This window comes from Desulfobacterales bacterium (genome assembly GCA_028704555.1).
GTDB lineage: Bacteria > Desulfobacterota > Desulfobacteria > Desulfobacterales > JAQWFD01 > JAQWFD01.
Genome location: JAQWFD010000022.1, coordinates 1 through 13,706 on the forward strand (window position 1 = coordinate 1; position 13,706 = coordinate 13,706).

Below are 13,706 nucleotides of genomic sequence, written 5' to 3' on the forward strand. Positions count from 1 at the left end.
CCCAGAAACGTCCGTCTCGGTGAAGCGCCCAGCTTCGGAAAACCCATATTGCTCTATGACCCGGCGTCCGTTGGCGCTAAAAGTTATCTGGATCTGGCAGAGGAAATCATGAATAACCATCCATTAGAGGGAAAAGAATCATGCAGGATTCCCCCCCCCTGAAAAAAAATCTCCCCCCCCCTGCCAAACCCCGAAAAAAAATGGCCCTGGGGCGAGGTCTGGATGCGCTTATTCCGGATATTGGCTCGATTGACAACGACACTGAGTATTTCCAGTGTGATATCAACCGAATTCATGCAAACCGGTATCAACCCCGAATGACTTTTTCCGGAGAAGACCTGGCCCAGCTGTGTGATTCCATCAAAGAACGCGGAATTCTGCAGCCGCTTCTGGTCAGAAAAGACCAAGACAGATATGAACTCATCGCGGGGGAACGGCGTCTGCGTGCGGCTAAAATGGCAGGACTTGCCCGGGTACCGGTGATTATCAAACATATTTCAGACAAAGAGCTGCTTGAGCTGTCGATTATCGAAAATATTCAGCGGGAGAATTTAAATCCCCTCGAAGAAGCCGATGCCTATCACCGGCTGATAACCGAATTCGATCTGACACAGGAACAGGCCGCCGGCCGCGTTGGCAAGAGCCGATCTTCTGTAGCAAACATGCTAAGACTCCGACAGCTACCGGATCAGATTAAAGCCAGCATCATTGACAGCAACCTGAGCATGGGACATGCGCGAGCCCTTCTGGGCGCCGAAACCCTCTCTCAGCAGATTGCGGCCTGGAAAACCGTACTGGCAAAAGAACTCTCGGTCAGGGAAACCGAACGGCTGATCAAACGCATGAAAACTGAGTCAAAGGAGCCGGTTGAACCTCCGCGGCCCAGTTCTGAAGAAATATACTTTTCAAACATGTCAGACGACCTTTCCAGGGGTTTTGGAACCCGGGTCCAGATAAAACGACGCGGGGACAAAGGGAGGGTTGAAATCGAGTTTTACAGCAATGAAGATCTGGATCGCGTTATCGGCCTCTTGAAACTGTCCCGTACGCCTGCGCCCTAACCAGCGAAGCGGTTTTCATCCCGACCGTTTCAGCAACCGTGTAAACGCCATGACGATTCATATCATTATAGATGGTTACAACCTTATTCGTCAGTCAACTGCGCTCAGCCCTCTGGATCAACAGGATATCCAGCTTGGCCGGGAGGCACTGATCGAACGGCTTGTTCACTACAGACAAATCAAGCATCATAAAATCACTATCGTATTTGACGGTGCCAATGCCCCCGTTTTTTCAAATCGACGGGATCGAATCAAGGGAATTCATATCGAATTTTCCGGGATAAACGAATCCGCCGACACGCTAATTAAAAAAATGGCCGGCAGGGAAAGGCAAAAAGCCCTTGTGGTCAGTTCGGATCTGGATATCGTTCATTATTCGACCACGCAGGGAGCCTCGACCATCAGCTCACCCGAGTTTGAAGAAAAAATCGATATGGCCCTGTTTATGGACTTAAAGGGATTCGATTTGGAAGCCGACGGAGAGAGTGGCTGGGTTCCGACGACAAAAAAAAAGGGCCCGACCAAACGTCTTCCCCGGCGACAGCGGCAGAGCCGAATCAAAATTCAGAAACTGTAAACCGACTGAAAACAGATTACCACAAAACCAGACCACGTTCCGCCTATGAAAATAGTAATTGCAACCAACGCCGGCTTCTGCATGGGCGTTCGCAGAGCCGTCGAGATGGCCATAGACGCATCCAAAAAATATCAGGGACCGATTTATACATTCGGGCCGCTGATCCACAACCCCCAAGTGTTGAAGTCCCTGGAGGACAAGGGGATAACAGTGCTTGACGAAATACCGGAACAGGGCAACGGCACCGTCATCATCCGAGCCCACGGCATTCCGCCCGGGGCCAGGAAAAAACTCGAGCACGCCGGATTTAAAATACTCAATGCCACCTGCCCCAGGGTCATACGGGTGCAGTCCATCATTGACAGGCACTCGTTGCATAATTTTTCTTCCATTATCATTGGAGACAAGGACCATCCTGAAGTCGTCGGCCTCATGGGATATACCCGGAACAACGGCTACGTAATCAACAGCATCGAGCAGCTCAAGACCCTGCCGGTCTTCGAAAAGGCCATCATCGTGGCCCAGACCACTCAAAACGCACAGCTTGTCAATGAAATCAAAAATTTCAGCAGCAATCGCCTGACTCACTACACGTTTTTTGATACCATCTGCGATTCAACCGAAAAACGCCAGGCCAAAGTCAGACAACTGGCCAGATCGGTGGATGCCATCGTGGTCGTCGGGGGCCTTAACAGCGGAAACACCCGCCGGCTGGTTCAAATTGCCATTCAGGCCGGAAAGCCCGCCTATCACGTGGAAACCGAAGCCGATCTGGACCTGAACGCACTGTCCACGGCACAGGTCGTTGGCATCACAGCAGGCGCTTCAACACCGACCTGGATCATCTCAAAAGTCCATCAGACCCTTTTAAAACGGTTTCCGGACCAACCGAAGAAAGCCGAATAGGCATCAATGACAACCGAAGCTTTTTTGCCGTCCCTTCACTCCCGAGCCCTGGGACCAAAAAATTTATCCGCAAATTACACAGATTATTTTTTACCTCTGCTGAAATCTGCATAATCTGCGGATGAGAATATTTTCCAACCAAACTTGTCACCGGCTTTTTTTATCCCGAAACAGCGGTTCCGTACCATTGATCAGTCGCCGGACATTGTCCCTGTGCCGATAACCAATCCAGGCTGCCGTCATCACAGCGCACCCGGCATATATGACAGAACCGGTCACTGCCCAGACCGCAGCCGGCAATACAGCCGCCGCCGACAGAGATCCGGCAGAAACCCGGTTTGACCATCGGACCATCAGCATGAACACCAGAACGCAAATCACGACGGACACGGGGGAAATAATCAAAAAGCACCCGGCAGCCGTGGCAACGCCTTTACCACCGCCTTTAAATTTCATATACACCGGATACAGATGGCCCAGCAATGCCGACAGGGCCACAACAGACACATACGCATCCCGGGCAGCCACTTGATCAAAAACGGACAGAAAAATGGCGGCATATACCGGCACCGCGCCCTTTAGCACATCCCCTGCCAGCGTCAGTGCCGCCAGTTTTGAACCGGCGAGGCGTCTGACATTGGTCGCACCGATATTCCGGCTGCCTTCCCGCCGGATATCGATCCCGGCAAACCGGCGGGTCAACACCACCCCGAAGGGGATGGAGCCCAGCAGGTAGGCGGCAGCAGGAAGCACTGCCCATTTAATCCATATCATCCATAGTCCTCAGGCTTCTTCAGTCGTGAGTCTTCTGTCTTCCGACCTCTGACTTCTGACTCAGGCATCATTTACCATTACCGTTTCAACCAGCACCCTGGCGGTTCCTTTTCTGTAAAACCCGAGTTTCCGGGCAGCGCCGCCACTCAGATCGATAATCCGGCCATCGACAAACGGGCCCCGGTCATTGACCCGGACAATAATTTCCCGGTTGTTTTCCAGGTTTTTCACTCTCACATAAGTCGGCAGCGGCAGATATTTATGGGCGGCATTAAACCCATCCGGATCGAAAGATTCCCCGTTCGCAGTCATGTGACCGCCCTTTTGGCGAAATGTCTCATATCCATACCACGAGGCCGTACCCGTTTGCCTGAAATGTTGCGCCTGATCGACCGACATGGGAACATAACGATTCCCATTGACGACATAAGGCGAACTTTTGACCTTCCCCTTTCGGATTGCTTCCTTCGGAGGCAGATTCCCTATGGATTCTATGGAGTCGTGAGTCAGCGGCCAGCTTAATGGCGCCATTGCCACCTGAAAAGTAAACTGGCCCACCCTGTACACCATTTTCCCCGCCCCCATGCCAACGACCGCTACGCCTTTTGACACCCGGTATGTTGCCTTTAAGGTTGCCTTTGTCGCACGGTAAGAGGTATTCAATGCCCCGCAGGACATGATGAGAAATGCGGTGCCGACCAGTAAAACTCCTTTTAATCCCGTTTTATACCTCATGAAAATGACTTTATGATTTCTTCGGGCTTGATCATAATTTCGGCCACGTTATCACGGCCTCAGTACAGGAATCAGTCCCCGCCATGGGCCGGTTATCCTCACTCCCGGCATTGACCATATCACCTGATACCGCGCACTGCAAACCGTTTGATTCAACTGAGTTGGCCTGCGGTATCTCCACTGTCAGCTGTCTGCCTGAACTGAAACGGTTATTGACACCTGATACCGAATAGATTAGGTTAAGAAAAAAAAGCCAAATAAACGTTAACTTATTACACGCCTATATATACTTATGAAAATCTGGCATCATCTTCAATCGGAAGGTATCCTTCTGGACGTTTCTCTTCCAGACAAGGAAACCCTGCTTCATTTTATCGCCGACAAGTGCCGGGCGATGGGCATTGTCAATGATCCAAATTCTCTTTATGAAGGAATGAAACAAAGGGAAAACACCATGACTACCGGCATCGGCGACGGCATTGGTCTTCCGCATACGACCTGCGCCGAGGTCAATACCGCATCGGTTCTGCTGATTCGCCTGACCTGCCCGATTGAGTTTGATTCGATTGACGGACGCCCCGTCGACATCATTTTATCCCTGATCATACCTGAAAACGCAATCCCACTTCATATCCAACTGCTTGCAGGAATTTCCAGACTCTGCAGGCAGAGTAACTTTTTAAACCTGATCCGGCAAGCCGAACATCCCGATATCCTTATGGAATCGGTTCGACAACTGGAAGAAAAAATGACCTTTCATTAACCCCGTTCGATAATGGATTTATGTTAAAGTGAAACAGGTGTACGTTTTAGTCGCAGTCATCAACAATGAACAGCTTCTGGACGACCTGATCACCGGATGGCTGGATATTGGCATAACCGGCGCCACCGTGATCGAATCGACCGACTCTCTTCAGCTGATCAGCCACCATATCCCTATTTTTGCAGGATTCCGGGCACTGACCAGCGGAGGAATGCCCCATAACAAAACCGTTTTCACAATTATAGAAGCGCCTGACACCCTTGATCAGGCCATCGCCTTTCTGGAAACCCTGTGCCTCGAAACAGAAAAACCTCACCAGGGCATCTATTTTGTCTCACCCGTAACCCGATTCGGCCGGCTGGGCCATGGAGTCACTCACATGCAGCAAAAAAAACATATGGAAAAAAAAATCGGGCGGCTTTTGAAACAAGTACCCGATACAAAATCCGAATAATCCGCCACCTCTTATGCTTATACCGCGTTGGCGTACCGGTTACGAATCCGCAGCTTCCCCTACCCGGTTCAGCGCCAGTTTTAACGTAATGGGGCCTATAATCTGGTTAATGGCAATCACAGCCAGAACGACCGTCGATAAATATCCGCCGATTTCAGGAAACTGGCGTTGCGCCAGTTGCGCCAACCCAATGGCAACCCCTGCCTGTGTCATAAACGCCATCCACGCATTACGATTATGAACGCGGGGATCGTTGTTGATCATACCGGCAAACCATGTGCCCCAGAAAATTCCGACCATCCGGACCAACGCAAGACTGACCGCAAAAGGCCAGCATATCAGCAGCGCTTCGAGATTGAGCGAAGCACCGGCAAGGGAAAAAAACATCACATAAATCGGCAACGCGACCTTTTCCAGACTGGCCATGAAAGTGCTGCCGGACGGGCTGAAATTTTGTACGGTAAAACCGGCACTCATACAAATGAGCAGCGGTTCCAGGTTCAAATGGATATCAAATGCTGCGCTCATGAATGTACCGATCCAGACCGAGGTCTTGGTCACCCCGAACGCCATGAACAGAAGAAACAGCGGAAGGTCATGTCCGGCCCACCGGATATATTCCGCGGTGGCTTTGCCCAGCGCAATGCCGATGATCACCGAAACGGCAATTTCGCCGCATAATGCCATAATCAACTGGTACTGGCCGATGCCGGTACCCGACAACATCATCTTTGAAACCGTCAGCGCCAGAGTAAACTGTATGATGATGAGCACATCTATGGCGACGGTGACCCCGAGAACCATATCGGTAAACGGCCCGGTTGCACGGCATTCGCTGATAACGGCGATGGCCGAAGATGGGGAACGGGCCACGGACACAACCGCCAGCAATATGGCCAGAACCATCAATTCGGGTCCCATCAGCTGCCGGATCAGGGTAAAATATCCCCCCGTCATCCTTACAAACACAAATACGACAACAAACACGATAATGGATTGCAGGAGTATATTGAGCCCAATTGCCTTTGTTCGCCTTCTGATAAAACTGATTTTCAGAGCGCCGCCCGCAGTCAGGGCGATAAAACTCAGCGCCAGATCATCCACCAGTTTCAGGCCTTGAACCATTTCAACAGAAAGGAACCCCGTCACATAAGGTCCGGCCAGTATTCCAGCGAAAATATAACCGCTGATCAATGGAAGCCGGAACGATTGCAACAGCCGGGCGATCACGAACGCGCTCAACAGGACAAAACCTATAAAAAAATTGATCAATCCTGCCCGCTGCCAGCTGGAGTCCGGGTGGCAGCGGCTGAACCAGAACGCGAAAAAAAACAGAATACCCAGTATCAGAATAATCCGACCGACCTGTTTTGGATAAAACGGATTCATCCGGATTCCTTTTTGAAAAGACGAAGAAGATAATGCATACTCACCACATCACTGATCATCACGGAAACAATCACTACACTGAGCACATGCGCAGAGAGGTCACCGACAACCCCGTACTGGAAATCGTATAACACGGCCAGCGAAAGGCCGCCCTGTTCTATAAGGCCGAACCCCAGCTGACGGGTCACGTGTTGCATACCGGGAATAAAGCGACTGACCATATACCCCCCGGAAAATTTACCCGTAATCCGCAAGACGCAAAATCCCGCACCCAGAATAAACGGCCAGACGGTGGTCAGATGCCAGCTGATTCCAAGAAAAACCATCAGCATAATATACACAGGTTTTTCAACACTGATCAAAATTTGAAAAATCAATTCTTTCTGTCTGGACAGATTGACAAGGCATACTCCCATGAGAAAATTCATAATCAGAGGTGAAAAATTGAGTACGGATGCCGTGCCACTGGTCAGCACGGCCATGCCGATCATCACCAGCAGCAATTCTTTCTCATTGCGACGCCCCCCCATGAACAAGGTATAAAGGAAAAGAATTACAACAAATGTTCCAACCGCAATCACGGTTCTGTAACCGATCACCCCCCCCCAGGAATACCCCGCCACCGCCAGCGGTCGGAGCAGATAGCTCAGGCCGAGAAAGCATAACGCAATCAAGCCGTCAAAACTCGATATATATCTCAGGATGCTGGCCGTTTCCTGGCGTTTTGCAATCAAACCCGGTGCTACCAGGGCCAGCCCCGTTTGAGCGGTACAGGCAGCAGAAGCGGACAGCGCCATAGAAACGATGCCGATCATGAGCAGGTCCATTCTGAAGAAAAAGTACAGTACCAGAAAGGTCCCCGTCAGCACGACACCCCCTGTGACCAACCCCTCCACTGTCGCCGCCCGGAAATATTCCACCGGAAACCGTCGCATTTTGTTTATTTCGAACTGAAGCCCAAACAGCAGACCGATCCACCCCAGTATCAGACCGGACAGTGGCTCCAGGCCCTTGAGGATACCGGCATCAAACATATTGACAAATTCAGGCCCGAGCAACAGCCCCAAGAAAAGAAATTCGGTACCGGTCAAATAAAATTTCCGGGCAACCACAGGAAGCTTCAACTCCCTGAAACTCAGGTGGTATCCGCTGAAAGCAAGGAAAATAATCAGCAGCAGCGCAAAAAAAAGCTTCATGGCCGTTCCAATGTAAAAATAATGTGTCGATCCGTATGGCGCCCCCATTGAGGGGCAAGCGGTGCAGCCTGTTTTTACTCACAGCGCACGCTTTTTATCCGGCAAATCAGAGCTGACGATCATATCGTTTCATTATTATGACGATTTCACAACTTTTTTCAATAAGCCGATGCCGTTTAACTGTTTTTACCTGTCATCGGACCCGATTTAACATTGATTTTCAATGACCGTCGTTATATAGGCACTGAAAACACTTGCGCGGCATCCACGAAACGATAAATCAAGCAGCAACTGCCAGAACAGAGTCGGTTGACGGAAAATACAGATAAACAGAATATAATTACCCGGGATGGCATACTCATTTTCGGATCGACTTATTATTTCCGCGTTTACGTTTGCCCCATCAGTGTAACTGATTTTCACCCATACGGTTCAAAAGGGCAGGGTCATACCTTATAAAAAAAATGCTTACAGCTTATAGCCGGATACCAGCAGTTGCCCGAAAAAATCCGTTCGCCTGAAAAAAGAAACCGCGGTCTGGACTCTTTTATCTGACGACTGAGGTAATATCCTGATATATGGCTTAACAAGGAGATAGCAATGCGAATTCCATTTCTGTCAAACCTTATCGGTTCACCGTTTGACAGTCTTCAGGAACATGCGGAAAAAGTAAAGGAATGCACATGGTTTTTCCAGCAGGCGATTGAATGTTATGTCACGGGCAAACATGAACGGTTTGAAGACCTCAGACAGAAGATCATAGAAATAGAAAGGGAGGCAGATTCGATCAAACGGAAAATTCACGGGCGTCTCCCGAAAGGCACATTCCTGCCTCTGGAAAAGCTGGAATTTTTCCGCTACCTGAGAGAGCAGGACGATGTTCTTGATGCCGTCGAAGATGCCATCGACTGGATTTCCATGAAAAGTGATTCCGGAATTCCTGAAGAACTTCGTGAAGATTTTCTTTTGCTGGTCGATACGGTGATCGATCCGATTGAAGAATTGAGCAATCTGGTAGCCGAAGCGAGAAAATATTTCAACCGATGTTCGGCTAAACAGCGGGAAATCGTTATGGCGGTGATCCGGACCCTTCATAAACAGGAACAGGAAACCGATAAAGTGGAAGGGCGGATAAAGCGGAGGGCGTTTAAGATGAACACGGACCCTTTAACTGTATTTCACATTATCCGGATGGCTGAAATCATCGGGTCCATAGCCGATCATGCTGAAAATGCCGCTGACATGATACGAGCGATGGTATCAAAATAACTGATTGCTTTCATTCTGAAAAATACTCAGCCGTATAGACTTTGACCCCAATGTCATTTTTTTTCCAACAGTCACCGGACAGACCCGCCTTTAAACACAGCTGGGTTAAAAACACGTCCTTTCCGGAAAGCTGCTCCCACACCTGCGGCAGGAATGTAGCCGTACGGTAACCTTTCGATAATATCACACCGTGTATTCCGGGCTTGAGTTTTTTTTTAAGATCTTCCGAATCTGAATAATGAAGAACTTCAGGAACAGACAACACGCTGATTTCCAATACAATATCATCGAGTTCATCCACTTGAAGGGGGGCAAAACGGGTATCGCTGAAAGCAGCATGAACGGCATTTTCTTCAACACCTGTAATCAATTCCCTTACCGGTTCGATAATGCCGATACAGCCCCTGAGATCTCCCTTTTTATGAAGCGTGACAAAGCAGCCGCGCTTTTGGCGTAGTCTGGAGGAAACCTGCCCCGCCTGTTGAAACAGGGCCCCGCCTGTCAGCCTGGATTCTATCGCGCGCCGCGCGACTTTCAACAATACTTTTTTATCTTCCGGTGTCAGCTCAGATACAGCCATGGCAACCCCCTCTGATAATGAAAACCAATTTCCCCATGCCAGCGCAATCCACAGAATGATACGTATGCCGAAAAAAAAGGATCAACTTCAGACGGGAAGGAATTCATTCTATCCTGAAAAGCAGATCCCCCGGCACAAAACATTCTCACACATTCGCCGGCAATTCAGTCTCTAAAAAAAGCCCACCACATATATAGCCCAAATCCTGCCCAGCACAACAGACAAATTAAATAGGCCTTCCAATCCACCGGCTTTTTCGCCATCCCTTGATGATCAACCTTACCCACTTTCTTTTTGCAATATGGACAAACCGTTGCATCCAGGGAAAGATGTGTAAAGCAATCCGGACATTTCTTGGTCTGACTTCTGCCTTTACCGGATTTTTCCTTTAAGCCGACTGCACTCATATCCCCGACTGCCATTAATCGCTTTTTTACCAGACGTTCCTCAAATTTAAGGGCTGTTCTGTATCCCTGAAAGACACCGACATCAATTCGAGTGGCAAGCTGAACAGGCCTTTACTGAATATTCAAACAACAGTTATAAATTTAAGACGCTATGGAACCATTAAGCCCCAGATCCACCAGACGTGAAAAATTTCAAATCGTATCATCCTTTCACAACAGAAACAGCGTGACATGCGATCGCATTTCGTATCAAATACCGGGCTTGATCATAGCTTCGGCCATATTTCCGAATAAGTAACTACGGAGTTTCTCGACAACGCGGCCGAAACGATGATCAAGGCCCAAATATCCATAACCCCACGCTGTTACAGCAGCTATTTTATCAAGTCTTCGTTCAGAAGAGCGATATCGCTTTTTTCTTTGATCCCGGCCAGCCATGTATCGAATGTTTTAAATTGCTTCTGCTTCAGGAGTCGATCGGTCACCTCAGATCTGGCCTTTTCAAACGCTTGGGCATCAGGGGTTTTTCTTTCACCGAATCTGATCACGTAATAGCCCTTTGCACCTTTAAAGACACGCTCAGGAAGGGGATTGTCAGCAGACAGTTTAAACGACGCTTCGGCAATCTCTGATTCATAGCCAATTTCCGGAATTGATGCGTTTCGTTTAAACCATCCGGTATAGGACACCGTCACGCCGTATGATTTGACTTCTTCCTCCATCGACTTGCCGGATTTAAGAGCGGAAAAGAACCGGTTTGAATCTTCAGCCGCTTTTTCGCCCTGTTTATCACTGATAAAATCACTCATGACCCTGTCTTTGACGGTATCCAAACCGGGTATTTTTTCCGATTCTTTTTCGATCACCTGAATCAGGTAATATCCATCACCCAGGTCCTGAATGTCACTTATCTCCATAGCTGAAAGGTTAAACGCGACCGCTACGAATTCAGAGGACTTACTGATCCCATTGACCGAATCCTTTCCGGAAAAAAAATCCGTAGTATGAATCTCCAGCTGTCTGGACTTTGCGATATCTGCCAGGTTATCCCCTTCGATAAACGCATCGTAAACGGCTTCGGCCGAGTCATATGCGAGCGTCCGCGTTTTGTCTTCCGTCAGAATTCCACGAATTTTTTCTTCCGCCTCTTTCAATGACATCGTGGAGGCCTCATTGACCTTCTCCACCTTGATCAGGTGCCACCCGAAACGGGTACGGACCGGTTCGCTGATTTCCCCCGGCTTCATTGAAAAGGCTTTGTCGGAAAAAGGCTTGACCATATCCTGACGTTTAAAGATACCCAGATAGCCGCCGTCCTTTTTGGCAGGTCCTTCTGAATATTGTTTGGCCAGCGCTGCAAAATCTTTACCTTCCCGGGACATTTTGAAAATATCCATGGCCTTTTGTTTTGCTTTGGCAACGGCCTCGTCGCTGTCATTTTCATTGACCTTCAGAAGAATATGACGGGCCTCGACGGTTGCAGGGGTTTCAAATTCAGACAGATTTGAATTATAGTATTCCTCAATTTCCTCACTGGTCAACTGAATTTCGCTTTTATAGGCTTCAGGCTCAAACCGCAGGTATTGAACCTTAACCATGGGATCGGTCTTGTAGGTTTCCTTGTGTTGATCGTAATAGAGGCGGATCGCCTCATCGCTATGCGCAATGTCCTGATAACGGCTGGGATCAAACATGACAAAATCAATGTTGGCAGAGGCGTTTTCCCAGTTGTACCAGGCCATCGCCTCCTGATCTGACACCTTGACACTGTCGACAATCAATGTCCTCACTTTTTCGATCAGCATGGACTTGCGCTGAAAATTCTCGAACTGTTCCGGAGTCATCTGGTACCGACTCAATATATTTTTATACAGGCCCTGATCAAACACACCGTTGGCATGAAAGGCGCTCATACTTCTAATTGTTTCAGCAAGTTCGCTGTCTGAAACTTTAAAGCTCAGTTCATCTGCCTCCTGAAGCAACAGCCTCTGATCAATCAGGCGATCCAGCGCCTGGTGCTTAACCTGAAGCAGATTAATCATATCATCATTCAGAGAGCTTCCGAATCTCTGCCGCAATTGTTCAATCAACGAATCATATGACTCTCGGTATTCTTCTATGGTAATCGTCTCTCCATTGACGGTTGCAACCCGTGCGCCCCGTTTTGAACGAAAACTTCCGACCCCCCAAAAAACAAAGACGATAACGATGGCACCCAAAAGAAATTTTATAACCCATGTATTGGCTTTGCTTCTCATTAAATTGAGCATACAGTTCCTCTCTGTTTATAATCTCTTTCTTAAATCATACTAACCGTATCCGTATTGATATCAGCATATATCATAATTCAGACGAATTCAGGAACAAACACATCCGGGCAGCCCGCTCAAGTCAGACGCCGGACTATTTCATCACGCCATCGCCAACTGTCTGATGTGCCTTGAAAAAAGCATAAAACCGCCCTGCCCTCTGCCCCCGGTGATTAACTGTGTTTTAATTATCCCTGTTTTTTTGTATAAATAAATATTCTATTTTTGATATTGAAATTTGTCAACCATTTACCATTTTCGGATCTGTAAAATCCTGTCCCCAGCTTTATACGACAACGCCGTAACTGCTTAAACGATGGTTCGGCAACATCAATCATGAAATCTGTCAGCATAACGAAATGCCAAAAAGTATCCTTTCCCATATTGGCACAATTTGCCTGTTGACATATTTTTATATTGACATAAAAAAAAGTGTTTGGTAGATAAATAAAAATTACGTGGGGCTGTAGCTCAGCTGGGAGAGCGCATGGCTGGCAGCCATGAGGTCAGGGGTTCGAGCCCCCTCAGCTCCACCAACAAAATATTTTACAGGGGGGTTTTCTTAGCCCCCCTTTTTTTATCCCTGTGTACACAGATTCTGTCAGAATCGATTACATTTTAATATTGACAATCAAAAACTGACCAACGTATAAAATTAATAGGAAGCTCTTGGAATATACATATCCATGTTTACTTCAAATATCTTTTCAGCCAGAGCCTCTGTCTGAAAAGACAGTTTTTATTAATTACCCCTGCTCAACAGGCACAAAAATCAACACTCATAAGCATTCACATATGGCTTAAGATCAAATCACATCGTAACAAAGCAATCATACGGCTCCTCTTTTTTATCCGTTTTCGACCCGAAACAGCTTATAGACAAGTCAAATAGCAAATAAATATCCATCGAATACATTATGATCAATAGGGCTCATCCGGATAAAACACACGTCACAAATAACCAATCCTTCTAACCGGTAAGGCTGCTTTAAAAATTTTTTATTATCATATTTCAGGTAATCACCTTATCGTACCATATTTTGTCCTAAACAGAATAATTTTGAGTAAAGATGGTCATTTTATTCTTGACAAGCAGGTAGTCTTTCTATACTCATGAATCATGTTCAGTTTTTGATCTTATTTTTTTAAATATTTTTTTTTCATTTATAAAAGAGCTGTATACTGGTCATTCATTCAATACCATTTTCCTACTCCCATACAATAGAACGAATTTGATTATGCATTGACCGGCTATAGTAACTTCAACGCATTAACCATATTTTAAC

The 13,706-nt window shown here is 47.6% G+C and carries 12 protein-coding genes and 1 tRNA gene; 7 read left to right on the top strand and 6 right to left on the bottom strand.

Going from position 1 to position 13,706, the window contains the following annotated elements; genetic code table 11:
* Positions 1-140: 140 nt before the first annotated feature.
* Genes PHQ97_09505 through ispH form a run of 3 tightly spaced genes read left to right on the top strand, consistent with a single transcriptional unit; the run spans position 141 to position 2,544 of the window.
* On the top strand, positions 141-1,061 hold the full coding sequence (locus tag PHQ97_09505) for a ParB/RepB/Spo0J family partition protein (GenBank protein MDD4392966.1): 921 nt from the start codon (positions 141-143) through the stop codon (positions 1,059-1,061).
* A 49-nt stretch (positions 1,062-1,110) separates the two neighbouring features.
* Positions 1,111-1,638, top strand: coding sequence for an NYN domain-containing protein (locus PHQ97_09510; protein MDD4392967.1), 528 nt, complete (start codon positions 1,111-1,113; stop codon positions 1,636-1,638).
* 45 nt (positions 1,639-1,683) lie between these two features.
* Positions 1,684-2,544: a 4-hydroxy-3-methylbut-2-enyl diphosphate reductase gene (gene ispH, locus PHQ97_09515; protein MDD4392968.1), complete on the top strand. Its 861-nt coding sequence runs from the start codon at positions 1,684-1,686 to the stop codon at positions 2,542-2,544.
* Positions 2,545-2,691: 147 nt separating this feature from the next.
* Here the strand turns inward: ispH and plsY are convergent, their stop codons facing one another.
* Complete coding sequence (gene plsY / locus PHQ97_09520; protein MDD4392969.1) at positions 2,692-3,318, bottom strand: glycerol-3-phosphate 1-O-acyltransferase PlsY; 627 nt, start codon at positions 3,316-3,318, stop codon at positions 2,692-2,694.
* A gap of 60 nt (positions 3,319-3,378) precedes the next feature.
* Entirely contained in the window at positions 3,379-4,053 is a 675-nt protein-coding gene (locus tag PHQ97_09525; protein ID MDD4392970.1) for a septal ring lytic transglycosylase RlpA family protein, read from the bottom strand.
* Positions 4,054-4,345: 292 nt separating this feature from the next.
* Between PHQ97_09525 and PHQ97_09530 the strand changes: the two genes are divergently transcribed.
* Together PHQ97_09530 and PHQ97_09535 are read left to right on the top strand one after the other, a co-directional pair.
* A complete protein-coding gene (locus PHQ97_09530; GenBank protein MDD4392971.1) occupies positions 4,346-4,816 on the top strand; it encodes a PTS sugar transporter subunit IIA in 471 nt (156 codons plus the stop codon).
* Positions 4,817-4,844: 28 nt separating this feature from the next.
* The gene (locus tag PHQ97_09535; protein ID MDD4392972.1) at positions 4,845-5,270 is read left to right on the top strand and encodes a hypothetical protein; all 426 of its coding nucleotides are present in this window, start codon (positions 4,845-4,847) and stop codon (positions 5,268-5,270) included.
* 39 nt (positions 5,271-5,309) lie between these two features.
* Here PHQ97_09535 and PHQ97_09540 read toward each other — a convergent pair whose 3' ends face one another.
* On the bottom strand, positions 5,310-6,659 hold the full coding sequence (locus PHQ97_09540; protein ID MDD4392973.1) for a cation:proton antiporter: 1,350 nt from the start codon (positions 6,657-6,659) through the stop codon (positions 5,310-5,312).
* A complete protein-coding gene (locus tag PHQ97_09545; GenBank protein MDD4392974.1) occupies positions 6,656-7,855 on the bottom strand; it encodes a hypothetical protein in 1,200 nt (399 codons plus the stop codon). The genes PHQ97_09540 and PHQ97_09545 overlap by 4 nt, the downstream gene beginning before the upstream one ends.
* 600 nt (positions 7,856-8,455) lie before the next feature.
* On the opposite strand from PHQ97_09545, the gene PHQ97_09550 reads away from it, so the two are divergent.
* Positions 8,456-9,124: a TIGR00153 family protein gene (locus tag PHQ97_09550; protein ID MDD4392975.1), complete on the top strand. Its 669-nt coding sequence runs from the start codon at positions 8,456-8,458 to the stop codon at positions 9,122-9,124.
* A gap of 10 nt (positions 9,125-9,134) precedes the next feature.
* Here PHQ97_09550 and amrA read toward each other — a convergent pair whose 3' ends face one another.
* Together amrA and PHQ97_09560 are read right to left on the bottom strand one after the other, a co-directional pair.
* Complete coding sequence (gene amrA / locus PHQ97_09555) at positions 9,135-9,704, bottom strand: AmmeMemoRadiSam system protein A (protein MDD4392976.1); 570 nt, start codon at positions 9,702-9,704, stop codon at positions 9,135-9,137.
* Positions 9,705-10,485: 781 nt separating this feature from the next.
* Positions 10,486-12,381, bottom strand: a complete 1,896-nt coding sequence (locus tag PHQ97_09560; protein MDD4392977.1) for a SurA N-terminal domain-containing protein — start codon at positions 12,379-12,381, stop codon at positions 10,486-10,488.
* Between the two features lie 499 nt (positions 12,382-12,880).
* Here PHQ97_09560 and PHQ97_09565 point away from each other — a divergent pair.
* Positions 12,881-12,956, top strand: a tRNA-Ala gene (locus PHQ97_09565).
* Positions 12,957-13,706: the final 750 nt, after the last annotated feature.